Origin of the sequence: Acinetobacter legionensis, from assembly GCF_048551735.1 — a bacterium.
Lineage (GTDB): Bacteria > Pseudomonadota > Gammaproteobacteria > Pseudomonadales > Moraxellaceae > Acinetobacter.
This window is the reverse complement of record NZ_JBIMBV010000027.1, coordinates 1-26,581: the sequence shown is the minus strand read 5'-3', so window position 1 is coordinate 26,581 and position 26,581 is coordinate 1. Positions and strand designations below refer to the sequence as shown.

General features: G+C 38.9%; 22 protein-coding genes. 13 read left to right on the top strand and 9 right to left on the bottom strand.

Annotated elements, in window-relative coordinates; all coding sequences use genetic code 11:
- The first annotated feature begins 58 nt into the window (after positions 1-58).
- Positions 59-1,015: a carnitine monooxygenase, reductase subunit CntB gene (cntB, locus tag ACG9ZL_RS19025; protein WP_419361244.1), complete on the top strand. Its 957-nt coding sequence runs from the start codon at positions 59-61 to the stop codon at positions 1,013-1,015.
- 192 nt (positions 1,016-1,207) lie between these two features.
- Here cntB and ACG9ZL_RS19020 read toward each other — a convergent pair whose 3' ends face one another.
- The 7 genes from ACG9ZL_RS19020 to ACG9ZL_RS18990 form a co-directional block, all read right to left on the bottom strand.
- Positions 1,208-2,089 carry a SphA family protein gene (locus ACG9ZL_RS19020; protein ID WP_419361242.1) on the bottom strand — a complete coding sequence of 294 codons (882 nt, stop codon included), beginning with the start codon at positions 2,087-2,089 and terminating at the stop codon, positions 1,208-1,210.
- A gap of 242 nt (positions 2,090-2,331) precedes the next feature.
- The gene (locus tag ACG9ZL_RS19015; RefSeq protein WP_419361239.1) at positions 2,332-3,393 is read right to left on the bottom strand and encodes an NADH:ubiquinone reductase (Na(+)-transporting) subunit F; all 1,062 of its coding nucleotides are present in this window, start codon (positions 3,391-3,393) and stop codon (positions 2,332-2,334) included.
- An 11-nt stretch (positions 3,394-3,404) separates the two neighbouring features.
- Positions 3,405-3,767 (bottom strand): phenol hydroxylase subunit P4, encoded by a 363-nt coding sequence (locus ACG9ZL_RS19010; protein ID WP_004721365.1) that lies wholly within the window; start codon positions 3,765-3,767, stop codon positions 3,405-3,407.
- Between the two features lie 94 nt (positions 3,768-3,861).
- On the bottom strand, positions 3,862-5,388 hold the full coding sequence (locus ACG9ZL_RS19005; protein WP_004820631.1) for an aromatic/alkene/methane monooxygenase hydroxylase/oxygenase subunit alpha: 1,527 nt from the start codon (positions 5,386-5,388) through the stop codon (positions 3,862-3,864).
- Between the two features lie 67 nt (positions 5,389-5,455).
- Entirely contained in the window at positions 5,456-5,725 is a 270-nt protein-coding gene (locus ACG9ZL_RS19000; RefSeq protein ID WP_419361236.1) for an MmoB/DmpM family protein, read from the bottom strand.
- Between the two features lie 12 nt (positions 5,726-5,737).
- A complete protein-coding gene (locus tag ACG9ZL_RS18995) occupies positions 5,738-6,739 on the bottom strand; it encodes an aromatic/alkene monooxygenase hydroxylase subunit beta (protein WP_419361233.1) in 1,002 nt (333 codons plus the stop codon).
- Between the two features lie 18 nt (positions 6,740-6,757).
- The gene (locus ACG9ZL_RS18990; RefSeq protein WP_336954770.1) at positions 6,758-7,048 is read right to left on the bottom strand and encodes a phenol hydroxylase subunit; all 291 of its coding nucleotides are present in this window, start codon (positions 7,046-7,048) and stop codon (positions 6,758-6,760) included.
- Between the two features lie 406 nt (positions 7,049-7,454).
- On the opposite strand from ACG9ZL_RS18990, the gene mobR reads away from it, so the two are divergent.
- Complete coding sequence (gene mobR, locus ACG9ZL_RS18985) at positions 7,455-9,137, top strand: phenol degradation transcriptional regulator MobR (protein WP_336954769.1); 1,683 nt, start codon at positions 7,455-7,457, stop codon at positions 9,135-9,137.
- Between the two features lie 167 nt (positions 9,138-9,304).
- On the opposite strand, the gene adeS is transcribed toward mobR, so the two are convergent.
- Together adeS and adeR are read right to left on the bottom strand one after the other, a co-directional pair.
- On the bottom strand, positions 9,305-10,396 hold the full coding sequence (adeS, locus tag ACG9ZL_RS18980) for a two-component sensor histidine kinase AdeS (protein WP_336954768.1): 1,092 nt from the start codon (positions 10,394-10,396) through the stop codon (positions 9,305-9,307).
- A complete protein-coding gene (gene adeR / locus ACG9ZL_RS18975) occupies positions 10,386-11,117 on the bottom strand; it encodes an efflux system response regulator transcription factor AdeR (protein ID WP_419328268.1) in 732 nt (243 codons plus the stop codon). Before adeR ends, adeS begins: the two co-directional genes overlap by 11 nt.
- 136 nt (positions 11,118-11,253) lie before the next feature.
- On the opposite strand from adeR, the gene ACG9ZL_RS18970 reads away from it, so the two are divergent.
- The 11 genes from ACG9ZL_RS18970 (at position 11,254) to ACG9ZL_RS18920 (ending at position 26,263) form a co-directional block, all read left to right on the top strand.
- Entirely contained in the window at positions 11,254-12,498 is a 1,245-nt protein-coding gene (locus ACG9ZL_RS18970) for an efflux RND transporter periplasmic adaptor subunit (protein WP_419361230.1), read from the top strand.
- On the top strand, positions 12,495-15,611 hold the full coding sequence (locus ACG9ZL_RS18965) for a multidrug efflux RND transporter permease subunit (protein ID WP_419330215.1): 3,117 nt from the start codon (positions 12,495-12,497) through the stop codon (positions 15,609-15,611). The genes ACG9ZL_RS18970 and ACG9ZL_RS18965 overlap by 4 nt, the downstream gene beginning before the upstream one ends.
- Before the next feature lie 497 nt (positions 15,612-16,108).
- Positions 16,109-16,966: an energy transducer TonB gene (locus tag ACG9ZL_RS18960; protein ID WP_419361227.1), complete on the top strand. Its 858-nt coding sequence runs from the start codon at positions 16,109-16,111 to the stop codon at positions 16,964-16,966.
- A gap of 41 nt (positions 16,967-17,007) precedes the next feature.
- Entirely contained in the window at positions 17,008-17,604 is a 597-nt protein-coding gene (locus ACG9ZL_RS18955; RefSeq protein ID WP_004721344.1) for a biliverdin-producing heme oxygenase, read from the top strand.
- Between the two features lie 31 nt (positions 17,605-17,635).
- Positions 17,636-18,061, top strand: a complete 426-nt coding sequence (locus ACG9ZL_RS18950; protein WP_004721341.1) for a YbaN family protein — start codon at positions 17,636-17,638, stop codon at positions 18,059-18,061.
- Positions 18,062-18,078: 17 nt separating this feature from the next.
- The gene (locus ACG9ZL_RS18945; protein WP_004820653.1) at positions 18,079-18,516 is read left to right on the top strand and encodes a Fur family transcriptional regulator; all 438 of its coding nucleotides are present in this window, start codon (positions 18,079-18,081) and stop codon (positions 18,514-18,516) included.
- Between the two features lie 284 nt (positions 18,517-18,800).
- Positions 18,801-19,322 carry a sigma-70 family RNA polymerase sigma factor gene (locus ACG9ZL_RS18940; RefSeq protein WP_419361224.1) on the top strand — a complete coding sequence of 174 codons (522 nt, stop codon included), beginning with the start codon at positions 18,801-18,803 and terminating at the stop codon, positions 19,320-19,322.
- Positions 19,323-20,336 carry a FecR family protein gene (locus ACG9ZL_RS18935; protein ID WP_419361221.1) on the top strand — a complete coding sequence of 338 codons (1,014 nt, stop codon included), beginning with the start codon at positions 19,323-19,325 and terminating at the stop codon, positions 20,334-20,336. It begins immediately after the preceding gene.
- Between the two features lie 274 nt (positions 20,337-20,610).
- A complete protein-coding gene (locus ACG9ZL_RS18930; RefSeq protein ID WP_419361219.1) occupies positions 20,611-23,742 on the top strand; it encodes a TonB-dependent receptor in 3,132 nt (1,043 codons plus the stop codon).
- Between the two features lie 205 nt (positions 23,743-23,947).
- On the top strand, positions 23,948-24,706 hold the full coding sequence (locus ACG9ZL_RS18925) for a Slam-dependent surface lipoprotein (RefSeq protein WP_336953251.1): 759 nt from the start codon (positions 23,948-23,950) through the stop codon (positions 24,704-24,706).
- Positions 24,707-24,772: 66 nt separating this feature from the next.
- Complete coding sequence (locus ACG9ZL_RS18920; RefSeq protein WP_419361216.1) at positions 24,773-26,263, top strand: surface lipoprotein assembly modifier; 1,491 nt, start codon at positions 24,773-24,775, stop codon at positions 26,261-26,263.
- The last annotated feature ends 318 nt before the right edge of the window (positions 26,264-26,581 follow it).

The following is a 26,581-nucleotide window of genomic DNA, read 5'->3' as shown; positions in this document are numbered from 1 at the left end:
TGAGAAAGCGCTTGAATAAGTACTTAACAAAGCAATATGTGGTAAAGAGGATTTAGACATGGCAAGTCATTATGAAATGTTTGCATCAGTGGTCACAGGGGTAGAGCAACTTACACCATTGATCAAACGGTTTACATTTAAACGTCAGGATGGACAAAATTTTCCTCAGTTTAATGGGGGCAGTCATATCATTGTTAAAATGAATGATCAGCTTTCCAATGCCTATTCACTGATGAGCTGTGCTCAGGATCTTAGCGCTTACCAAGTATGCGTACGTAAAGATGTAGAAGGTAAAGGTGGTTCGGTCTATATGCATGAGCAATGCAATGAAGGTTGTGAAATTCTGATTTCAGAACCTAAAAATTTATTTCCACTGGCTGAAAATGGCGCAAAACATATTTTAATTGCGGGTGGGATTGGGATTACGCCTTTTGTGCCGCAAATGGATGAATTGGCAGCACGTGGGGCAGATTACGAATTGCATTATGCTTATCGTTCGCTGGAGCATGCTGCGCTGTTGCAAGAGCTCAAACAAAAACATGCTGAACATATTTTTAGTTATGTCGATTCAGATGGGAAATGCCTTGACCTCGATCAATTAATTTCTGCACAGCCAAAGGGCACACATGTTTATGTCTGTGGGCCAAAGCCAATGATTGATGCTGTGATTGATCGTTGTAATTTTCATCGTTATCGAGATGAATATATTCATTGGGAACAATTTGCTTCAACCGTACCTGAAGATGGTGAAGCATTTACTGTGGTTTTGGCGAAATCCAATCAGCAAGTCGAAGTTCAAGGCAACCAGACTATTTTACAGGCAATTGAAGCATTGAATATTGATGTTGAGTGTTTATGTCGTGAAGGGGTGTGTGGTACCTGTGAAACTGCAATTCTAGAGGGTGAAGCAGAGCACTTTGATCAGTATTTGAGTGATGATGAAAAGGCATCACAGCAATCGATGATGATCTGTGTATCTCGTGCTAAAGGCAAAAGATTGGTATTAGATTTATAAATAATCATTGGTGTAAACCGAAGTGATTTATGTTGATATATTGCAGCTTTACTTTAACCTGAATTGACGGTTTCTAAATTAACGCCGAATGATTTTCATTCGGCGTTAATGACTGGTTAAGAGTATGATTTAACATCTACATTTGAGCATCAGCACAAAAAAACAAATACTGTTGAACGCAAAGCATAGCCACTAAAAAGCCCAAACAAATTTTAATACCCTCGTATGGCCTTCAGGGCGATTTTCAACATGAGTTTCTTTTAAATACTTTGCTTCAATTGACCAGTTTTTATCTTGATATTGTATGGCAGGACCAATTGCCAAAACTTGTCCTCGCATCGCAATATTTTCACCCTGTTGCTTATCTAACTTGGTTTGCTTAAAAGCATAGCCTTCAACAGCCACTTTAATCTGATCAGTAAGTTTATATCCAAGACTATAATCACCAGCAAAATATTCCCCAGATTTGTATTGGGTATCATCATTTTCAGTATTAAAGCTATAAGAAATTTTAGTTGAAATATCTAAACCATTTTTTGGCGCATAGCTGTAAGCAAAAATCGGTCGAACAGTATTGTAGTTTTTGCCAATATTGGCGACCAAAGGCTGTTGTGCTGTGGCCTTATCATACTTACCTGTGGCGAGTACTGTTTCTACCGCAGCAATCCAGTGGTGATCTCCTTGATGCCAACCTAACATTGACCCCAACATTAAATCACCTAAGGCAGTGTTATGGTCTGACATCCCCGCTGCAGATAATCTGAGATCAACCATAGGCTGTATGGCATAGAAACCCAGTTGACCGCCGAGATAGTTTTGTTCTGTCATCCAGACCAAACGGGGGATAAAGGCATTTACATCTAAATGAAAATTCGCTGGGCCATTGTCAAAACTTCCAGCATGGTAATTTTGATAATAGCTTAATAGATACACGCCAGCGGGTGGTAGTGCGCCTGCCATCATACCTTCTGCACCGAGGGCAAATGAGTCAGCCCCATTTTCTGTGGCACATGCAATGCTACTGGTTAAACCGAGCATCAATGGAATTGAAAGTTTGAACATCAATTGTTTCATAGAAAATCCTTTTCAATGATATTTTTATTGCAGCTAGGTGTAGTTAAACGGGTTAAGCATCACTACATTATTGACTAAGCGGCTACTCGACGACGATCAACCTCTGTAGAGGGGACTTGATCAGCGTCCTTTGACTGATATGAGTATTTGGCATGAGTATCTTGAGAGCGATCTGGAATCAGTGCAGATCACTCACGCTGGTGTTGCTATATTGGATAATTTAAGGGTTCACCCACTCAACTTTAGATGTGTCTAAAAAGTGCCGAACGTGATTGCCCATTTGCACCATCTGCCGCACTTAAAAAGCGTTCAGTATGGATGTCTTTTTCAAATAAACGGCTTTGCATCAAGGTGGAGATGGCGGCATCAATCATCGGTGGCGGGCCACATAAATATGCCTTGTGCCCACTGCATTTATTTTCAAAATAATTGGCAACCGCTTCATGTACATAACCTGTAAACCCTGTCCATTGGTCTTCTGGCTTAGGCGCATTTAAGGCAGGGATGTATCTGAAATTTGGATATTCTTTGACAAGCTGTTCGAATTTTTCACGGTTATATAATTCAGCAACATCCCGTGCACCTTGGAACAAATAAATGATACGGGTGTCAGCTTGTTCTAAAAGATCCAGAATCATCGATTGAGGGCTTGAAAGACCTGAACCACCGGCAATGAAAATGACATTTTGCTGATCAGACTTACGCACAAAAAATTGTCCATAAGGTCCTGAAAGCATCATTTCATCACCAATACCCAATTTCTCATGCACATAGCGTGTTGCGGCCCCACCTTGTACTTTACGAATATGTAATTCGATCAGATTTGCTTCACTTGGTGTATTGGCGATTGAAAATGCCCGAGTTCCTTCAATATTGGGGAGTTGGATATTGATGTATTGACCTGCTTGAAATTCCATTGGGCGATCAAGTTGAAGTCGAACACCTTTAATCGTTGGTGATAAATCCGTTATTTCAATGACCTTGGCTTGGTAGTCTTGGACTAAATAGCCTAAGAAATCCTCGTCTTCATCCACGTCCGCTTCGATGACCATGTCAGATTCGGGCTTGCAACAACAAGCCAACACTTTATTTTCTTCACGTTCAATGTCCATAAGTGCAAAAGGCGAGGCTTCACCTACATCATAAAAACCGTCTGTGACTTGAACTTTACATGTACCACAAGTGCCATGTCCGCAAGCAAAGGGCAACCAAACACCTTGACGCAATGCTGCATCTAAAATGGTTTGATCCTCTTCAACTTGAATGATGGTTCCTGCTGGTTCAATCGTGACTTGATAGCTCATCTGTGTTCTCCTTAAACATGTGTGCCTTGGTAACCTGCTAAATCAGGCGTTACAAAGCGCAGGAGAGATTTATGATCAAAACCCAAATCTTCTAGGGACTTAGAAAAATCAGCCTGTAAAAGATTGCGGTTTAAACGGAATTCAACTTTAGACCAATCAATATGTTTAAAATCGGGATGTTGCTCAAAACCCGCCTGAATTTGCCCATCAATCAAGGCTTGTAAGCTTTGTTTTGGTGAAACCACAAAAGCATGTGCCGAACAAAATAAGGTGTGATGATCCCAACCAATAAACAACAACATGTTTTCGCCGTAATTTTGTTGTAGATCTAGTGGTTCAAATTGATATTTTTCAACAATCGCTTGTACAGTCATGGTGTATTTCCTTAAACTTTTGAATAAATCCTTGAGCGGATGCTGTCGAGTTAGACAACATCCATTGCTTATTTTTTAATTTTTGGATGAGGGTTTAAGCTGCGTTGCCTTTCCACTTTTTCCAGCGCTGTTGGTCAGGTGAACCTTCAATATCGAGATTGTCTGCACCGACATTAAAGTTGTAGTAATCCCTTAAAATACTTTCTAAATCTGGACCACCACAGTTACCCTGCAAAATTTGATGTACAGGCAACCACGCTTGGATGTATTTCTCAGGTTCGCGTTCAAAAATGTCATGACAACCATCAGAGCAAGTGTGATAACGCTCATCTTTGTAAATTGAATCACGATAGCTAAATAGTGTTGGGTCACCATCCATTTCAGTAAAGGTCATTGGAATTTGGCACACTTGGCACAATTGAGGTAAACCTGCGCTATAGAAGCGTTTACCTTCAGCTTCCATTTTTCGAGCAAGTTCCCAACGTGGGCGGTAGTATTTATCAAACGTGTCAGGGTATTTTTCTGAGAGCCAATCCATTTCCTCATCTGTTGGGATCCACGTATGGAAGCCTGCTGCATGACCGAAGTTATAGAAAATCCACCATGCTTGATGCGAAACATGTTCTTTCTCTTTGCTAATCACTTCACTATATTTCGGCATACGAATCCCGTAGCGACTTAAGTCTTTAAATAAAGCGCCACCTGCTTCTTCAAAATAAGTTTCCCAAGCTTCTTTCCATGACATGACTTTATTTGGCAACATGTAATCCATCATCATGCCGACGATGGACAGCAGGCGAGTTCCTCGCCAGAACCATTTATCAATCCATTCTTGTACGATTGGCACATTATCTTCGTGCTGTTCCAGTAAGAATTTTACAATTTCCAGTCCTAGCGTCATGTGGCGTGCTTCGTCTGATTGTGCACTAAAGCCAAATGTTACGGTTGCCATATCACCGTTGTAAGCTGCTCCCGACATGAATGGAACGAACAATAAGTTAGTGAGGACATATTCAAAGGCAAAGCTGATTGCCAATAAAAACTCAAAAGGTCCCGCTGAACGTGCATCTTCAAAGAATGATTTAGGTACAGACAAGTACCAGACACGGTCATGCATATGCGCCCAGTCTTGGAAGCCATCAAAGAACTTGTTGTAATGGCTCATGGCATGAATCTGGGTTTGTACATGACGTAATTCATCAATCGATTGCATTTGCGAGGCGATACGTGCACCGATGCCACTGAACTGACGCCCAACATGGGCATAGCCTTGGTACGCTTGATACTCAAGCGGGGTTACCGCGGTTAAAAACAGTTTAATCGCGTTGACATAACGTTCATTTGAAACATTCATTTGTCCATTGTTTTGTGCAAAAGCATCAAAAATGGCATATAGCTTCTTTTCTTTTTCTGCTTGGTATTTCCAATAGTTATCCATGGTTAAACGGAAAGGATCTTCCCATTTCGACCAGTCGGTAATTTTGATGCCTTCAAACTCTTCATACGGAAAGGCATCTTTACGATCTGCATAGGAAAAGTCCCAATCTAGATCACGGGTGAGTATCCGATATCGTTCTTTGGCATTGAGTTTTTTATTGTTTACTTTGGCTTGGCTATTCATTTTGATCATCCTTTAACTTACATGCAGCTGCCTGCTATTTATGCTTTAAATCTAGGGGAAGTGCAGCTTAGTTCCACTTCAAGGTCAAACTGTCATCATCTTCATCAACATTGCCACCCAAGGTAATCATGTTGAGTTGTAGTTCTTGGATATCCCAGTTTTGCCCAAGTTTTTCTGATACTGTTTCTGCACGTACCACCAGTTCGCCAGTGCTTTCTACCCGAATCATGGCGGGAAGATATTGAATTGTTGCTTCAGGATTGTCCTGTTCAATCGCTTCAATGATGTAGCGTGAGGTGTCATTGTCTTGCAATGCTAAATAAACTTTAGAGGTCATGATGGCAAATCCTTATGCTGCTAAATCGAGTAAAATGTTGCCGGCTTTTTTGCTACGTTCAGAGATCTTATTTAGACCGGAATCAATCCCAGAATCCGTGAGTGCGGTTTGTGCCCAAGCACTAAAGGCTTGTTTAACTTGGGGTAGTAATTCCGTGATCCATGATTGAATCAGGGTTTTATTGTCTTCAGATTCTAAAATCGCAGTTTTTAAAACACTGTCTGACCACTTCGCTAAATCAGTTAAACAGTCCTTCATAAATTCAGTAAGAATGGCAATATCACGCCCACCATTTTCAACCAGCCATTCATCCAGCTGTCCAAAAACCAGCTCTTGTAACATGCTGTCAATCAACAGATTTTGCAGAATATAAAGTTTGAACCAGTCTTGTTCGGTTAGACTTTGTTCACAAATTTTACGTAAGGGTTGCCAAGTTTCATTATTTAGCCAAGCGTGTTTGGCTTGCAGTAAGGATTCACCTGTATTGCCATCGAGGATTAAGCCAATACGTGAAATATATTGCGCCATACCGAGGCGATCCATTGCTGCAAAAATACATGCCTGGGTGATGACTGTGCCATAACCATAGGCACTGCCTGACATCATATGTAAGTTGGCCGTTTGTTCGACATAGCGAAAAGGTAGTAAACACTGGATGATTTTTTGTTTTACTTCATCACTGAGATTATTGACCAACTGACGTTTTTCAAAAAAAGCATAATGACTTTCAGCTGTATCTTGCAGACGTGCACGATGTTGTACATAAGCGCCATAATAAAACTGGCGAGGGTCTTTAAATGCATACCAATCTTGCATCTGCAAAGCCGTATGGGTTTTATCATTTAAAGTTTTGTCTGGCTTCCATAATGGGCGATAGTGAAAGTTTGTTGAAGCTTGAATATCAAAGCTGACTTCTTGATAGCGTGTTGCGGGCTTGGCTCCAAATCGGCGTTCGATATACGCATAAGTCTGACGAATCGGTTCCAAATTGGATGTTTTAATTTCTAAAGTCATTAGCTTCTCCTTGTAGAATTAAGCCTGATCTTCTTGATCAGAATGTTGGCGAACATGATTTAAAACAGTCGGTTCAATGCCATAACGCCATTTATCTTCCTGCGCATCGTTCCAAGCTTGTTGTTCTGCGGTCATTTCAATGACGTGATTAATTTCACAAAAATGCTGGAAAGCCTGTTGGGGGAGAATTAGTTCCACAAAAAGCGTCGGGTCTTGAATGGCAAAATCGAACTCTACAAATTTGGCATTCCGCTCACCTGTAATACGGATATATTTAACCAATGCGGTAGGTTGTTTAGCGTCAATCATGTGCTTATCCTTTTATCAACATCAAAAAGATTTCGATGTAGAGCTTCATGCTCATGTGCTAGGTTTGCTCTAGATATTTCAAAAGTCGTGCCAATATTAAAATTTAATTAAAATTCAAATGCTTAATATTTATTGATGATAATTTTATGAACAATGGCAGCATTATTTTCATCAAATAATGAACATAAAGAGATGCTGATTTCATCAAAAGATGAAACAGTGATTTTGATAGGTAAGGTCGAGTTAATGCTTATAAAAAACCAATAAAGACTTGATATCGATTAAAATTAAAACAATATACCTTAAAGGTATGAAAATATAAGAATAGGTAGTGAAGCTTTTGGATCAAAATTAGGTAATATCAAGATCGTATTTACAACGAAATATAGCCAAGGATGGATATAGCATGCCCCCAGCCAAAGATGTGAAGGTATATAAAAAAATACTGGAACAGAACAAAGATATTCAAGATTTACTCGATAAAATCGTTTTTGATGCTCAACACGGACAAATCTGGTTTGATGAAAATCGGATGTTGTTGATGCATACCAGTATTCTGGGCTTTTTAAGAAAAGATCTTTATCAGATGTTGGGGCTTGAACGCACCAAACGCTTTTTTATTCGTTGTGGTTATCAAGCTGGCATGCGCGATGCAGAAGTAACCTCAAAACTACGACCAAATTTAAATGAAGCAGAAGCTTTTATGGCTGGACCGCAAATGCATGGCATCCGTGGCATGGTGCAGGTTGAAGTCAATGAACTGCATTTGAGCCATGATTTAAAACAATTTTATGCTGATTTTAATTGGCTTAATTCATTTGAAGCAGAAGTGCATTTAAGTGAATTTGGTGCTTCGGATCAACCTGCTTGCTGGATGTTATTGGGGTATGCCTGTGGCTATAGCAGCTTTGTCATGGGGCAGACCATTATCTATCAGGAAACACATTGCGTTGCTCAAGGTGATGAACATTGTCGAATCATTGGAAAGCCGTTGAGTGAATGGGAAAATGCCGATGAGTTGATTCGCTTTATGTCACCCGATGCTGTCTCGGACGAAATCATTGCCTTACAGGCGGAACTCAATCAATTAAAGAAAAATATTTATACCGATGCTGAAAGTGATTACACCATGTTTAATGCGGTAGGCGAGTCGGTTGCCTATCGCAAAGTCTGTGATCTACTTAAAAAAGCAGCAGGGAGTAAAGTCGCAGTTTTATTACAGGGTGAAACAGGCGTTGGCAAAGAAGCATTTGCACGTGGTATTCATAATGGCAGTCAGCGCCAAGCGCAGCCATTTGTGGCAGTGAATTGTGCTTGTATTCCTCCAGATTTGATTGAGTCAGAACTGTTTGGGGTGGAAAAAGGCGCATTTACTGGTGCGGTGCAATCCCGAATGGGAAAATTTGAACGTGCCGATGGCGGAACAATTTTTCTAGATGAAGTGGTCGAGCTTTCACCACGTGCGCAAGCTGCGTTATTACGTATGCTGCAAGAAGGTGAATTTGAACGGGTAGGAGATAGTCGCACCCGCCAAGTCGATGTCAGACTGGTTGCTGCGACCAACGAGGATTTAGAGCAAGCCGTTAAAGATGGTAAATTCCGTGCAGATTTATATTATCGCTTAAATATTTTTCCTGTGATTATTCCGCCTTTACGTCAGCGAAGAGAAGATATTCCCTTGCTGATTAATCATTTTTTAGCACGCTTTGAAAATATGTATAGCAAAACCCTAAAAGGGCTCAGTGATAAAGCGAAAAATTTTATGATGAAATATGATTGGCCTGGCAATATTCGTGAGCTGGAAAACTTGTTGGAAAGAGCCACATTACTGACCGATCATCAACAGGAAATTAAATTGGAAAGTTTGTTTCCACAACATAAAGATTTAGATGCAGTAGGTGAAACTGCACAATCGGCGATCAATGTAGAGGATTTATTTAGCGAGAATTTCTCTTTAGATCAACTTGAACAAAATATTATTCGTAGTGCAATGGATAAAAGCCAGCAGAATGTATCAGAAGCTGCACGTATGCTTGGAATTAGTCGGGCAACATTGGATTACCGTTTAAAGAAAATTACGCTAGGCTAAAATCGAATTTGCTCCCAATAACTATAGACCAATAGCCATAGAAATGTGCTTAGATTGCTTTTTGATCAGCATTTGGCCACTATGTGATCTGTCTATAGTTGTCAATTTAAAATAGATTAGCTGAATGTTTGTTTAAATGAAGTCGATTTTATACTTGGATGTTGATCTCATATTTTATTTAAATCGTCGGGCTTAAATAAAATACTAAAACAACTTCCCCCTAAAGCTTGTGACTTGGAATATTCAATGCGACCTTCATGCGCGATCATAATTGCATTGACAACAGATAGACCTAAACCACTACCACCATTCTTTTTGCCTCTGGATTCTTCAAGTCGATAAAATGCATCAAAAATAAAGGGAATATGCTGATCTGCGATACCGGGTCCTTGATCTTCAATGGTTAAAACCAATCCTTCTGATTTTTTTTGGGTGCTAATCCGTAAAATTCCTGCCTGTGCATAACGAATTTCATTTTCAAATAATGCAATTAAGATCTGTTCAAGCCGTTGTCGGTCAAAAAAGCAGGCTTGATCCGATAAATTGGTTTCAATGATTAATTTTGCTTGATCAAAACGGTCTTGAAGTAAGTTCACAGATTGTGTAATGACGTCAGATAGACAAACTGATTCTAGGTTAAGTCGAAGTTGTTGATTATCCGCCAGACTTAGGGTTCTTAGATCTTCGATTAAAAATGACAACTGCTCAACTTGATTGAGCAAATTTTTTAATAAGGCCTTATCTGGGGTAAATATATCGTCAAGCACGCCTTGTAAGCGACCTTGTAAGATAGTCACAGGAGTTCTTAATTCATGTGCAATTGCGGCATTCCAAATAGATGCATTGTTGACTGAGATTTCCAGTTTTTCCGCCATACGATTAAAATCATTGATCATCTTTGTGATTTCAGCGACAGAAGAGGGATTGTCCAATTGCGCTCTTACAGAAAGATTACCCAAACTAATTTCTCTTGCTGCAATGGCTAAAGAATTTAGCGGGGCGATAAAGCGTTGCGCTAATTTTAATCCTAAATAAACAGAGGTTAATGAACCGCATAAAGTCACCAGTAAAATCCAGATCAGATCAATCAAATTAAATGACCAATCTTCAGAATTTAACTGTTCTAGCGAGACCAATTTAAACTCGATGGCAACAAAATAAGTCAAATAGCCAAAAATCAAGGAAAAACATGTGGTCAATAAGCTCACTTTGGCCATGGTGATAATCAGCTGGCGGCTAATTCCAATGTTATGTTTCATCATTTTGCCTTAAACGATAGCCAACACCACGGACATTGATCAATAAGTCGGTTTGATGATGATCTTCCAGTTTTTTACGTAATTTACTGATATGACTGTCTACAGTACGCTCTAAGGCATCACCATCAGGCAAGCAATGGTTCATTAATTCTGATCGGGTAAAAACTTTGTAGGGTGCTTGCGACATCAACGCAAGGATTTTAAATTCCGTTAAGGTAAGGTTTAACAGTGCTTTCGAATGTTCGTTGATAATGTATACACAAAGTGTTTCTGTATTAATTTCAATTGATTTAAAGCTAATGATTTGGGCTTTCGTCTGAGATGACATCGCACTTCTTCTCAATACTGCTTCAACTCTGGCAATAATTTCATTTGGATTGAATGGTTTTACCACAAAGTCATCTGCGCCGATTCTAAGTGCTGTGACTTTATCCACTTCTTGATCTAATGCGGTCAGCATAATCACAGGGGTTTGTTTGGATTGACGAATATGATTTAAAACTTCCCAACCATTTAAGATTGGCAATTTCACGTCAAGAATCACCAGATCAATCTGCTGCTGCGCATGTATTTCGATGGCTTGCTGTCCATTAAGCGCTCTAAGCACATTAAAGCCGTTTTTTTTCAGATAATGCTCCACAATATCACCGATATCATAATCATCTTCAACGACTAAAATTTGTTTACTGGCTGGATCAGACGCAAAAGAAATATTGCCCATTGCTGGATACTTTAAAATGGATATAGAACCATCATAATTTATTTTTAGTGGCTATATCCACACAATCTCCACACTTTAGTGACGCTAAGTACACAAATATTGCCAATAATCGTCATATCTAGAACTCTGGGTGCAGATGATGCCTAAGCCTTATTTTTTTATTATTTTATTGTTTGTTTTAAGTGGGAGTGCGTTAACTGGATGTAATCGCTCAGGAAATACTGAAGCAGAACAAGCACAGCAGGTAGCGCCAGCCAAAGTCAGTATTTATACCGTTCAACAGCAAAATATTCATTTGATTGAAAATTTACCTGCACGTGTACAAGCCTTTCGAATTTCAGAAATTCGCCCACAAGTTGGTGGAATTATTGAAAAGGTGTTGTTTACCCAAGGCAGTGAAGTTAAGGCTGGACAACCCTTATTTAAAATCAATTCGGAAATTCTTCAAGCAGATGTCAATAGTAATCAGGCTTTATTGGCAAAAGCACAGGCCGAAGTGGTGCGTCTAAAAATGCAACAAGAGCGATATCGACAACTGCTTCCTTCCAACGCAATTAGTAAACAGGAATTTAATAATACGGAAGCTGCTTATCAACAGGCTTTGGCCGAAGTTGCTCAAACCAAGGCGGCATTGGCACGACAAAATTTAAACTTACGCTATGCGACTGTACGCGCCCCGATTTCAGGTCAAATTGGTAAGTTGCTGGTAACCGAAGGTGCATTGGTCAGCAGCAGCGATACCAATCCAATGGCTTTGGTGCATCAGTTAGATAAAGTCTATGTTGATGTTAAACAATCAATCTCTGAATATGAGCAATTGCAAGATCGTTTGAGTGATGGTTCGTTGTTACAACGTGGCGGTGCTGAGGTCAGCATATCCAATAGTCAGGGTAAATTATATCCAGTGACTGGAAAGATTTTATTCTCAGATACCAGCGTAGATCCTAATACGGGTGATGTCACCATCCGTGTTGAAGTAAATAACCCTCAACGGAAATTATTGCCAGGGATGTATGTCAGAGTTGGTTTAAACAGAGCATCACAACCCAATGCCTTACTTGTCCCAGAACAAGCCGTGCAAAGAGATATTTCAGGTCAAGCACAACTGATGATTGTAAAAGCAAATCAGACTGCAGAAACACGTCCAGTGAGTTTAGGACAGTTATACAAAGGTTTCTATGTGGTGAATAGTGGAATTAAAGCAGGTGAAAAAGTCATTGTTGAAGGACATGATCGAATTCAACAGCCAGAACAGCCTTTAAAAATAACCCAGTGGAAGTCGCAATACACAACCGATGTTGGGACTTTACAAACGCAAAATAAGGGCAGTGATCAAAGCACGGCAGGTCAGTCTTCTCCGAATACAGGAGAAAAATTATGATATCGCAGTTCTTTATTAAACGGCCAATCTTTGCTTGGGTGATTGCACTCTTTATTATTCTGTTTGGTGTCTTAAGTATTCCAAAGTTGCCGATTTCACGTTTTCCTTCAGTTGCACCACCTTCGATTAGCATCTATGCAACTTATCCCGGAGCAACACCAGAAACCTTGAATGATAGTGTTGTCACCTTGATTGAGAGAGAGTTATCGGGAGTAAAGAATTTACTTTATTACAGCGCCACCTCTGATGCCAGTGGTCAAGCGAGTATCACTGCCACATTTAAACCGGGGACTGATCCAGAGTTGGCTCAGGTGGATGTGCAAAATAAATTAAAGTCTATCGAACCGAGATTGCCACAATCTGTTAGACAGCAAGGCCTAATTGTTGAAGCGGCATCCTCTGGATTTCTGATGATGGTCGGAATCAACTCACCAAATGATCAATTTAAAGAAATTGATTTAAGTGATTATTTGGTTCGAAATGTGGTTGAAGAATTAAAACGAGTTGAAGGAGTCGGTCGTATCCAATCCTTTGGATCTGAAAAAGCCATGCGTATTTGGATAGATCCAAACAAACTGGTGTCTTATCAGTTGTCGATAAAAGATGTCACAAATGCCATTCAAGCACAAAATACGCCGATATCTCCGGGAAGTGTCGGGAGTTTGCCTGCGGTCCAAGGACAGATGATTACACTGCCATTAACGGCTGAAGGACAATTAAGTACAGTCGAAGAATTTCAAAATATTACTTTGCGTGCCAATCAGAGTGGCGCACAAGTCACACTGAAAGATGTTGCACGGGTGGAGCTTGGGGCGCAAACCTATAGTTTTTCTATTTTAGAAAATGGAAAGCCAGCAACCGCTTTGGCGATTCAAATGAGCCCAGGGGGGAATGCAGTCAAGACATCTGAAGCGGTCAAAGCAAAAGTTGAGGAGTTGAGCAAGGTTTTACCAAAGGGAATGCAATATTCAATTCCTTATGATACTGCACCGTTTGTTAAGATTTCGATTGAAAAAGTAATCATGACTTTGCTAGAAGCAATGGTGTTAGTTTTCCTTGTTATGTATTTATTTTTACATAACATTCGTTACACCTTGATTCCTTCAATTGTTGCACCGATTGCACTTTTAGGTACATTTGCGGTGATGCTGATCAGTGGTTTTTCGGTCAATGTTTTAACCATGTTTGGTATGGTTTTAGCTATCGGTATTATTGTCGATGATGCGATTGTGGTGATTGAAAATGTGGAACGCATCATGGCAACGGAAGGCTTATCTCCTGTTGATGCTACCTCTAAAGCAATGCAAGAAATAACCAGTCCAATCATCGGGATAACCTTGGTACTGGTGGCGGTATTTTTACCGATGGCCTTTGCCAGTGGTTCGGTCGGGATTATCTATAGACAATTTACAGTGACGATGGCGGTATCCATTGCTTTCTCAGCATTTTTAGCACTGACTTTAACCCCTGCACTTTGTGCAACCTTGTTAAAACCGATTGAAGTAAATCATCAGAAAAAGGGCTTCTTTGCGTGGTTTGATCGCTTTTTTGACCGCGTCAATAAAAAGTATGAAGCAATTTTAGTGAAATTGTTGAAACACATTTTTACTGTGATGATTGTATTTTTTGTCCTGACAGGTTTCTTATTATTTGCATTTAAATCGATCCCAACCGCTTTTTTACCTGAAGAAGACCAAGGCTCATTTATTACCTCATTTCAATTGCCTGCAGATGCCAGTCAAGAGCGTACATTGACCATTGTAAAATCGTTTGAGGAACATTTAAAAAGCAGAGAAAGTATTAAAGAAAATGTCTCTGTACTCGGGTTTGGCTTTAGTGGTTCTGGCAATAACACTGCCATAGCCTTTACAAATTTAAAAGATTTCAAAGACAGAAATACCTCCGCTGCAGATGAGGTTAACGCTGTAAATGCGGCCATGGCAGAAAGTACAGAAGGTACGATTATGTCTGTTTTACCGCCTGCAATTGAAGAAATGGGAACAACTTCGGGCTTTACTTTACGTTTACAAGATCGCGGTAACCTTGGAATGCAAGCTTTGAATGAGGCACAAGCGCAGTTGATCAGTCTTGCAGCAACCAGTAAAAAACTGGCTTATGTTTATCCAGAGGGTTTACCACCAGGTAGTAATGTCGATTTAAAAATTGATCGCAATAAGGCAGAAGCTTTAGGTGTGAATTTTGCTGATGTGACAGATACCATTTCATCTTCAATGGGCTCGATGTATGTCAATGATTTTCCAAATCAAGGAAGAATGCAGCAAGTGATTGTTCAAGTTGATGCCGATTCACGGATGAAAGTCACTGATATTTTAAATTTGAATGTGATTAATAAAACTGGAGCACTGGTTAAACTGTCTGAGATTGTAACACCTGTGTGGACACAGTCTCCGCAGCAATACAATCGCTATAATGGACGACCATCATTGAGTATTGCAGGGGCAGGCGCAGAAGGGATTTCTTCAGGGGAAGTGATGAAGGAAATGGAGCGACTGATTGAGCAATTACCACAAGGCATTGGTTATGAGTGGACCGGGCAATCCTTGGAGGAAAAACAGTCAGAAGCGCAAACCAATTTCTTATTGGCTTTGTCAATGTTAGTGGTCTTTCTCGTCCTTGCTGCACTCTATGAAAGCTGGTCGATTCCATTGTCGGTGATGCTGGTTGTACCTTTAGGTATGATTGGTGCAGTGGTTGCAGTATGGATTCGAGGGATTCCCAATGATATTTTCTTTAAAGTGGGTTTAATTACCATCATTGGATTATCTGCAAAAAATGCCATTTTGATTGTTGAATTTGCCAAAATGCTCAAAGAAGAGGGAATGACTTTGATCGAAGCCACTGTCGCAGCTGCTAAACTTCGTTTAAGACCGATCTTGATGACATCCTTGGCTTTTACCGCTGGCGTGATTCCATTGGTGATTGCTACAGGTGCAAGTTCTGAAACTCAGCATGCGATTGGTACAGGGGTTTTTGGTGGTATGGTCAGTGCGACGATACTTGCAATCTTTTTTGTCCCAGTATTTTTTGTGTTTATTCTCAGCGCAGTTGAGAAATTACGTGGTAAAGTTTTATCTGTAGGAAAACTGCCTTAAGCGCTCTGCGTTAAGCTTGTAGTTTTGTGTTTTGTAGAGGATGAAGTATTTGTCCTCTACAATATTTCTAAGCCATCCATTGCATTTATGATATGCATTTATTTAGATGACCTAATTTTTCTTCCTATTATTTTTATCTCTTATAGTTTTTTTTAGATATACGGTTCAGTTGTTTTAACTGCATTATTTATATAAGTTTATTTTTTTCATTTAAATAAATACGTTCAGTGGCCCACTGTTTTATCGTCAAATTGCCTCTTCTAAACCATTCTTATTTACATTTAATTACATTTCTCATTAGGCATTTTTGCCTTCTCATTCGTCTATATAGATAAAGGCAGTGTTTTTTAATTCACAGCAATTGATCTGATAGACGAAGCAGGAAGGACTCATGAACAGTACAACGCAATACAATAGATTGAGCAGACAAGAAAAGCATAGGGTCTTATTCAGCACTCAGCAAATGCGCTACATTTATTTGCGCTGTATCTAAGCCTATGTCTGCTGTAATTCTCGCTTCAAATGATAAGCAAAAATACTCTACGCTTTGTGGGGTAGTGATCAGTCATATATTGTTGTTATGGTATTTGTCTTATTTAAAAACAGATGTTCGTATTGAATCACATTCAGTTGAAAATGCGATTCAAATTCGTTTTATCAGCTTGAACAAAACCGATGTTGTACAACAGAGCAGTACCAAGCTGCAGAAGGCATCAGAGCAAGCTGCAACGCAATCAAAAGCACAGCCTCAATCTACAGTAGCAACAGCGGTACAACATCAACAACAGGTAAAAGTGATACACAGTACTGAGTCAAAAAAGTTGAAGATGGATCAAACAACACAACAGACAACAAAAGCACAAGAAAAAAAACCAACCGATCAACAGACGGAAAGTAAATCTGAATCAAATCGTCAGTCAACGCAAACATTCACGGAAACGAAATCATCTACGAATAGTGAACAGACTGTTACAGGTCAGTCAAATGAGATAGCCAAACGTGCAGGCGGTGAAGCAGGCAAAGACAATAAAAAAGAACAAAACGCTGCCTCTACTTCTCAACCACAGCAACCGCTTCCCGTGAGTCGGGTCGATGTACTCAGCTTTGGCAAGCTTAATTACGATGATCGCGAATTGCAAAACCAGCAGCGCTTGTTGGTTCTCACCATCAAAATCAATTCACAAGGGCAGCCGATAGATGTCAGAGTAAAGCAAAGCTCAGGCATGAGTAGTTTGGACGAAAGAGCTATACAAGCTGCACAAAAAGCAAAATTTAAACCACATATTGTCAATGGTGAAGCATTGGCAATCGTGGTGGATTTTCCCATTCAGCTTAAGCTTGGTCGTAATCGCTGATTGGATCATTAAACAATGAAAAGGTTTATTTAGGAGTTTTTATGAACGCATCAACAGAAAAAGTGATCAGCAGTAGTTTAATGCAACGCTTGAAACAAGAAACACTGGCAGAGCATGAACGTATGGAAATCTTGATGCAGCAATCAGGCGCGTTTGAGAGTAAAGAAAATTATGCGCAATTCACCCTGTCGCAATATTATTTTCAGAAAGATGTTGAACATCTTTATCAAGATTCACAGGTTGAACAATTGATTCCCGATTTAGATGTGCGTGGGCGTTCCGATGCAGCTTTACAAGACTTGGCTGATTTAGGTTTAACGCCTCAGCAGCAGGGTATTGCAACCGATGAAATTAGTTTTCCACAATCTTTGGGCTGGATTTATGTTTCAGAAGGTTCAACCTTAGGCGCAGCATTTTTACTCAAAGAGGCTCAGGCTAGATTTGGCTTTAATGCTGATTTTGCTGCACGTAACTTAGCAGCATATCCAGAGGGGCGTGGTTTAGTGTGGAAGCGTTTCAAGCAAACCCTAGATGATGCAAATTTTAGTTTAGAGGAACAGCAATTGATTATTGAGGGGGCTATGCAAGGCTTTCATCGTTTTGGTGAACTTTTAGCACAATTAAAAACACTGAAATAAATAATTGATGATGGATAAAGGAAATCAAGCAATGAAGCAAACGGGGTCAGAGACCAATCTAAATACCAGTATTTCTATGTCGGAGCCGAGACTTGCGAAGTCATGGTTGGTTCGCTGGATCTGTATTGCACTGGCGGGGTTATGTCTGGTCTTAGGGACGATCGGTTTGGTGGTTCCTGGTTTGCCTACGTTTGATTTTTATTTTTTGGCAACGTTGTTTGCTGCAAAGGGTTCGCAACGAATGCATCAGTGGATTGTTAATAATAAAGTCATTGCTCCGATTTTACAGCAATGGCAACTCAAACGAACTTTGCCCGTAAAAGTAAAACTATTTTCTTTGGCCAGTATGAGTGTGGCTGCTGGCATTTTAATTTGGACTGTGCCTCATCCATGGGCAGTAGGGACCATTGTTTTGATGATGGTTTGTGTGCAATTGTGGATGTGGTTAAAAGCATAAATGAGGATAATCTCAGGATGGAAATCTTTGAATATTATAAAAATACTGAAGAACTTAAACGCTTGCTGTTGCAAGCAAACTTAAAAGTAACCACAACACGATTAACTGTACTGAATATTTTAAGAAATGCACAACGAGAGCTGACAGCAGCCGAAATTTTGTATAGTCCAGATTTAAAAGTGAAAAAATTATCTTTTGCTGGTGTCTATCAAACCCTGAAACAGCTTGTTAAAGCAGGATTGTTGGTTAAATTTAAGCTGGGCAGTGAACAAGCATTATATTCATTCAAGGGAAGTCAAACCAATATGAGAATATATTGTAAAAAGTGTAGTCAGTTGCAACAAATTAATGATGAGGCTTTAGAGCAGCAAATTCGAGGACTTATTTTAGAACATGGTGCAAGTTCATATCATCTGGTTATAGAAAAACCCTCTTGTCCTTATTGTAGTCATTAAAACAACATGTCAAAGGGGAAGATTATTTTATGATTAAAATATCCATAAAATTAAATAATAAATCGGAATTTACACTGAATGATAACCAAGATATTGAGGTTCAATGTGTATTAACGATTGATAATTTAGCTTTATTTTTTAAGTATATTAAATGATCAAATAGAACATAAGGATGTACATAAACTAAAAAATAATCATATATACGGGGATTTTCTCTCAGGGTGTCTTGACTTTTAAATGATAATTATTATCATTTAAAAGACCATCAAAGAGTTGATCCTATTGTGAACAAAAATCCTGCATTTGTAGATCAATTGTACCGTAACCACCAATCTTGGTTGCATCAATGGCTTAGAAAAAAAGTAGGCAATAGTGAGCAAGCCGCAGATTTGGTACAAGATACCTTTATTAAAATTCTGCAAACGCGTGATGAACTTTTTGGAGTAATAGAACCTCGTGCATATCTGGTGACTATTGCCAGAAATTTAATGATTGATCAGGTGCGTCGTAAGCGCATAGAGCAAGCCTATCTGAATGAATTAAGTCAGATGGAGTATATGCTGGATACAATTCCTTCACCAGAAGATCAGCTTCAAGTTGTTCAAGCGATTGACCAGATTTGTCAGGCTTTGATACGCGTCTCTGAAAAAGCACAACAAGCTTTTGTGCTCCATTATTTTGAAGGTTTAACCCATAAAGAAATTGCAGAAATCATTGGTGTTTCAACCAAGATGATTCAAAAATATCTAGCAACTTGCCTTGTGCAATGCTACGCACTGAAACAAGAGAAGGATTTGTTTGAGTAAATGATTGAAGAAGAGAAGAGTAAGCAAAAATTAATCGAAGAAGCAGCGGAATGGATTGTGCTGCTGAGTAGCGATGATGATTTACTCAAAAGAACAGCGCAATCAGATTTTGATGCTTGGAAAAGCAAGAGTCCACAACGCCAAAAAATTGCTCAAGATATCGAGCAATATATTACTTCGATTCAAAAATTGGTACAGAATCCACAACAACAGAAAATGACCCAATCTGTCTTAAAAACAGGTTTACATAGTGCCCGTAAGCAAAAAAATATGCGCTATGGTGGAATTTTAACGGTGATATTGTGTTGTGTAGGGGGTATTTATAGTTATTTTATTTATCATCCAGTGTCATATATAACCGCTGATATTAAAAATCATGCGGGAGAATGGGCAACCCAAACTTTAGCAGATGGTTCGCAACTTAAACTCAGTGGTCAGAGTGCGGTTAATCTAGACTTCTCAGCAAATCAGCGTGTTGTGGAGTTGGTTCAAGGGGAAATATTTGTAGATGTGGCCAAAGACAAAACCCGTCCTTTTATTGTCAAAACCCAACATGGTCAAATTGAAGCATTGGGAACTGCATTTAGTGTTCAATATCAGCCAGATGCGACTGGGCTTAAAATGCTACATTCCAAAGTGAAAGTGCAGTCCTCGAAGCAAGACGAAGATCAAACCAAAGCATCTTCTGTGATTGTGACAGCAGGGCAAGAAGTCATACTTGATCGAAATGGTATACAACCTATACATACTTTTAATTTATACAATGAACAGCAGAAATGGAATCAACGGCATTTGATTGTTGAAAATATGTCTTTGTCAAAAGTGCTAAATGAGTTGAATCGAAATAGTAAAGAAAAAATTATATTTAACGCTACCAAGTTAGAGCAAATTAAGGTCAATGCTGTATTGCCTTTAGATCATACCGAAAGTGCCTTGCAACTATTAAGCAGTGTGTTCCCTCAGTTAAATGTCTATCAAATCACCCCATATTTCACAGTTGTGACTTTGCAATAAACAGCATGATTTAAGCACTTGGTTTGAATCATGTTGTTTAGCTTTAAATTAGACCTAAAATTTTAGGATAAAATTCATATCGTTTTTAAAAATGATTGATAAATATGACAAATAATAATTTTGTGAAAATAAAAGATAGATAATTTAAATTTATTTTGAATAAACGGTTCCACTTTTTCATTTCTTGTACGTCATAGTAAGTAGAAGCAAATATTAGGAATACATTTAATTTAATATATTGAATGATTCTTATTTACATTTACTGGGGCGTAAAATGAGTGAAGCTGTTTGCGGTCAAAAGCATCCAAAATATTCTTTCAAAGTGACATCATTGGCATTGGCGGTTCATCTCGTTTGTGTTGGTGTGGCAACAACATTCGCGACACAAAGCACTTATGCGCTCAGTACAGAAACGCAGTCATATCATATTCCAGCGGGTTCACTTGCCAGTGTTTTAAATACCTTTGCTGAGCAAGCGGGTACCTCGATTGCAATTGATGCAAATCAGCTCAAAGGTAAACGTAGTCTAGGTTTAAGCGGGCAGTATAATTTAGAAAACGGCTTTCAACATATTTTAGCAGCAACCGAGTTTACTGTGGTGAAAGTTGGAAATGGCTATATATTGAGGCATGTGGATAAAGCTGAAATTAGACCCATACCAGTACAATCTCAGTCTATGACATCAGATCAAGAAAATGTCGTACAACTTAGCCCAATGACTGTTTTTGGCACAGTCAGTCGCGATACAAAAGGGCAGAATGATGTTTATGATCAAGATATTTCTAGCGTCTATGCCAGCAAAGAGCAAATAGAACGATATAAAGGTGCTCAGCCAGCAGACTTATTTAAGGGAATGGTCGGAGTATACAGTGGTGATGCCCGAAATAGTGGTGCTTTAGATCCAAGTATCCGTGGTGTTCAAGGACCGGGCCGCGTTCCTGTCCTTATTGATGGCACAGAACAGGCACTCACTGTATGGCGTGGCTATAACGGTGCAAACAATCGTAGCTATATTGACCCTAATTTAATTGGTGGGCTACAAGTGATTAAAGGGCCTTCCATCACACGCAATGTAAATACAGGTGTCGGTGGCGCTGTCGTTATTCATACTCTAGCTGTAGATGATGTTTTAAAAGAGGGCAAAAATTTTGGTGGGGAAATAAAAATAGAGACCAGCAGCAATGCGGTGAAACCTCGAGAACCGCAATTACTCACCGGTCAAAGCATTTACGATAATCCAAATTATCCAGCTACAGGAACGGACTGGCAAGGCAATCCAGTTTTCGAGCCTTATTATGATCCATCCTTATTTAAATTAGCACGACAAAATAAAGAAAATAATATTTATTCAGGCGATGATGTTGCAACACGTATTGCTTTGGCAGGACGTAGTGATAATTTTGAAGTTTTGGCTGCTTATGCTTATCGTAATAAAGGCAATCATTTTGCAGGGAAAAATGGCAGTGATTTTTATGATAAACCTGCCACAGGACGATTTAATTACATTCCATACCTTGCCAAAGTTTACCCAGGAGGTACAGAAGTTCCCAATACATCCCTTGAAACAGAATCTTATTTGTTAAAAGCGGCGTGGAAACCTACAGATGAACAGCGTTTAGAGTTCGGTTATCGGGACAGTTCAATCATCAATGGAGAAATTTTACCTTCACGAATTGCTTGGGGTGAAGTCGTCAAAAATAAAGCAGGGGTACCACAATGGCCTTTAAGTCATATCGACTCCAAAGCCTATAATATGGAATACAAATATCAACCTCAAAATAATAATTTAGTCGATTTCTACGGCAATATTTGGCGAACAGATACCAAGAGTCATACCTATAGTTCAGGTGGATTTCCCAATGATACCAATACAAACTTAGGTGTTTTTGTGAACAGTGCTACTGCAAACTCAGACAACACCCGCCAAGGAGTGACCTTGAGTAATAAGTTTAAATTGCTGTCTAATCTGGGCTTAACAGTAGGGGGAAGTTTTCAAAAAGAAAAACTCAGTTCAGATGATATTTATAAAGATCCGAATATTAACGGAACAAATTTGGGCTATAGGATGCTACCGCGAGCAGGCAAACGAGAAGAGAAAGAGTTTAATTTTAACTTTGACTACCAACCTATCTCATGGCTGAATTTAAGTGCAGGTGCAAGATATCAAAATTATTGGGCATTTGATGATTTTCTCAATGAACGAGTCAATGCGGGTGATCCTCAATTCAGCCTGATTAAAAAAGCCACAGCATTAAACATGACTTATTATACAAAAAGAGCAAATATGACCCCTGCACGAGAACAACAATTAAGAGAAATGTTTGATGCAGAAGCTTTGGCTCAGGGGTGGACGGAAGAATATAAGCAACAGGAATTAAAAAGAAGTCTATACGCTAAACAGAATACGATCGAATATAAAAAGGATAGTCGTGGAAAATTAACCATTGCCAATAATCCATTTTTAAATGGTACTTTGGTGGAGGGTAGGGATTATGGATATTATACGGATGGCACTCCAAGTGGTTATGAAGATATTGATTTAACCAAAACAGGTGTGCAAAAAAGCAAAGATCATGGTTGGACACCGACAGCTTCAGCAACGGTAAACTTTAGCCCCAATAGTAGAATGTATTTGCGCTATAGCGAAGCGTATAGAATGCCAAGTATGTTTGAAAGTACGCTCGGGTTTTCTGGAACCTTAAGTGGTTATAAGTTAGAACCAGAGCATGCATCGAATTATGAACTTGCCTACGTTCATAATTTATCAGAGTTATTTAAAAACAGCAGCTATGCAGATATTAAATTGGCTTATTACTATAACAAAACCAAGAATGCGATTGAGCGTAGTCCAACTTTAGCATTTAGTAATATCGATAGTCTTACTACAGAAGGCTTGGAACTGCAAAGTCGTTTTGACAATGGGCGTTTCTTTACTGACTTAAGTGCCAATTATCGTTTTAAGAATAAAGTGTGTGATGAAAATTCAGCAATGCTTTTAGGAGCGAATCACCAGTTTTTATTAAATCGTTGTGTAGATGATGGATTTGTAGGGGGATATTTGGTCAGTATGGCAACCCCAAAATATTCAGTAAATTTGACACTCGGTGGGCGATTCTTTGATCAAAAACTCGAAGTCGGAACGCGTGCAAGTTATCACCATAAGTATGAAAATCCTGAAACGAAAAACTATAACGATTTAGAGATGAGTTATTACGCGAATACGCCTTTGGCATGGAATTCAATGACCATTTTAGATGCTTATATTAATTATCGGTTGAAACAAGACACCTTATTTGAATTGGTGGGGACTAATCTCACTGATGAATTCTATATTGATCCATTAACTCGTTCGGCAATTGCAGCACCAGGTCGAACATTTAAGCTAAGCATTAGCCATAAGTTTTAAAGGAATTTATAGGTAATGAACTGAATTTATTGTCACTTAGTGGGCAATAAATGTGTGGTAAGAATAAGACTTGTACTCCTTGATTTTACACTTGAATTGAAAAATTAAAATCAGTGCAGCACATGTTTTATTTTAAATGATAATCATTAAGTTTTTTATTTTTATTCTTAATGATAAAACTTAAACTCATATCGAGGAACTTAAAATGAAACTTCAATCTATCTCATTGGCTGTTTTACTATCTGTTGGTTTAGTCGGTGTTGCACAAGCGGCCGTAGTCGGTGAGACGAGTGATGGCACTAAAGTTTTGGTTGGTTCGACTGGTTCACTTGGGCCAAATCATCCAAACTCAGGTGTTGGTTTTGGTGTTAAAACCCTTTATAACGGTGCAATAGTTGCATTTTCAGGGTTTAACGGCTATGCAGATGGCAATGGTGTGGTACGTCTAAGTCCGTACTTACCAGGGCTTCCAGCGTCTCATGCTGGAATTGGTTATGCCAACTATAAACAAGTGCCTACACAAGACGTTTGGTTTGGTGAGTGGAATGCAGAAGCCAAAGATGCCAGCGGTAAGCGTCTAGGTACAGCTGATCCAGCGACACATACTGTTTATTACAACGGTAAAGATGCGGATACCAGCGTACCATCTACAGGTACTGCAAATTATAGCGTTCAAGGTGTCAATAATTATAATGGCTCTAATTTATTGTCAGGTACGTTTACTGCTAACTTTGCAACTAAACAGTTAACGGGTTCATTGAGCGATAGTTCACGTACCTTTAATTTAGGTACTGCAACCATTAATAATGATGCAACGATTAGTGGTTCAAATGCATCTTGGACAGGTGGTCCTTCTGGTGGTGATGTTTCAGGTCAGTTCTATAATAGTCAAACCAGCTTAGCAGGTATTGCAACATTTGCTGGTAATAGAACATATGATGTAGCTTTTGGTGGTAAGAAATAATGATTTGAATGAGAAAGGCTTACTTCGGTAAGTCTTTCTTTTTTATTCTATTTGGTGAGTTTATAGATGAAAAAAATAGTATTGCTTGGTGCCGTATTGCAGTGTGGACAATGCGTTTATGCAGCGGATGATACCAGTATCAGGTTAAATCAGGAAATTAGCCAACAGCAATATCAAAATGATAAGAAACTACTCAAATCAGAAGACCCTAAAAACACACAAGCATTGCCGAATCTGATCATACAAGGTCAGGAATATATGGTGAAGGATGAACCCGCAGAAGTTGCTTATGCGCTTTACTTGGCAGTGATGCAAAAACAATGGCAAGTCGCTTTACGTTATCTTGAAAAATATAAAAATTTTCCAAATTATGATCAGGCATTGACGGAATTTGCTGAGGGTGTCATGGCACGCACGCAGGGAAATTTAAGTTTAGCTGAAAGTAAACTAAAACACAGTTTAGAGATTCAATCTAATAATTTAATGACTCAACTTGAACTGGCTCGTGTTTACACGGAACAACAAAAAAATCAGCAAGGTCAACAGTTATTTCAGCAGATTCAATCTCAATTGGATCTGTCTACAGATCCCGCTGCCCAAGGTGTTCGTCAAACCGTAGAGATGTATATCAAAGGGCTTAAACAACGAGATGAATGGCATGGTTCATTGGCTTTTGGTTCACGTTATGCCAGTAATGTTAATAATGCTTCCGATAAATACGACATCATTACATATTATGGCATTGACCCTGAGACTAAGAAGGTCGTTCCTATTGAACAAGTAAAGCGTGGCACACCTGACGCGATCAGTGCGCAAGGTTTGGATTATGAAGCCACCTTAACTAAACGATGGTCGCTTTCTGGACAACATGGCATTGCATTGCGTGGATTATTCTATGGTCAAGTTTATCCAGAGCAGACTGATTATAATGAATTAACTTTTAACTTAAATGCGGGTTATAGTTATTACAATGAACGTAATCAAGTCTTGATTGCCCCCGTATTTGAACATAAATACTATGCCCACGACTCGCTGTATAGTGCCTATGGGCTAAGGGGTGAGTGGATGCGTTTTATCTCTAACGACAAAGCTGTCAAGTTAGAAGCCGAAATGAAAGATATAAATTATTCCCAGTATAAAGGCCAAGATGGCATGGAATATTCAGTCTATTCAACCTTTTGGAAAATTTTACCAAAAAACTGGACGCTATTTGGCGGACTGGATTTTGTTGACCATAATACCCAAGAACAATATTTTACGGCTTATCAACAACAAGGTGTACGTTTAGGGCTTTCCAAGAACTTTGAGTCAGGTTTTAACGCAAATTTATTTAGTTCTTTTCGTTGGCGTCAATTTGATAAATTTACTCCAGTGTTGGAGGCTAGACGACATGATTTTGAACAAAATTATACTTTAATTCTAAGTGCACCACGCTGGGTTTTTTATGGTTTAACACCTAATCTCACTTATCAATATAATCAAAATAACAGCAATGTAGAGTGGCTATATTCTTATGATAAACATACTGTTAGTTTAAAGCTGGAGCATCGGTTTTAAACTATTGTAGAGGTTTTATTTCTATTTGAGGAATTGAAAGCATATCAAAGAGGTCTTCTTACTGAATTCTAATTTAGACATTTATATAGTTAACTTGTCAAAAAATTCATACACAAGAAATTAATATTTATAATTAAATCAATTTCATGGAAAAATAAATTGTTTGATTATAAAAAAGCTTGCAATGCGACACTTTATGTTCAAAGTTTAAATACCTTTGTGTAGGCGATGCCTCACTTTTCAGAGATGAAAAGATACCGTCTTAACTGTCAAGCAAATTATTTAAGGATTCATGCCTTATAATTTGCCTGATAAGGT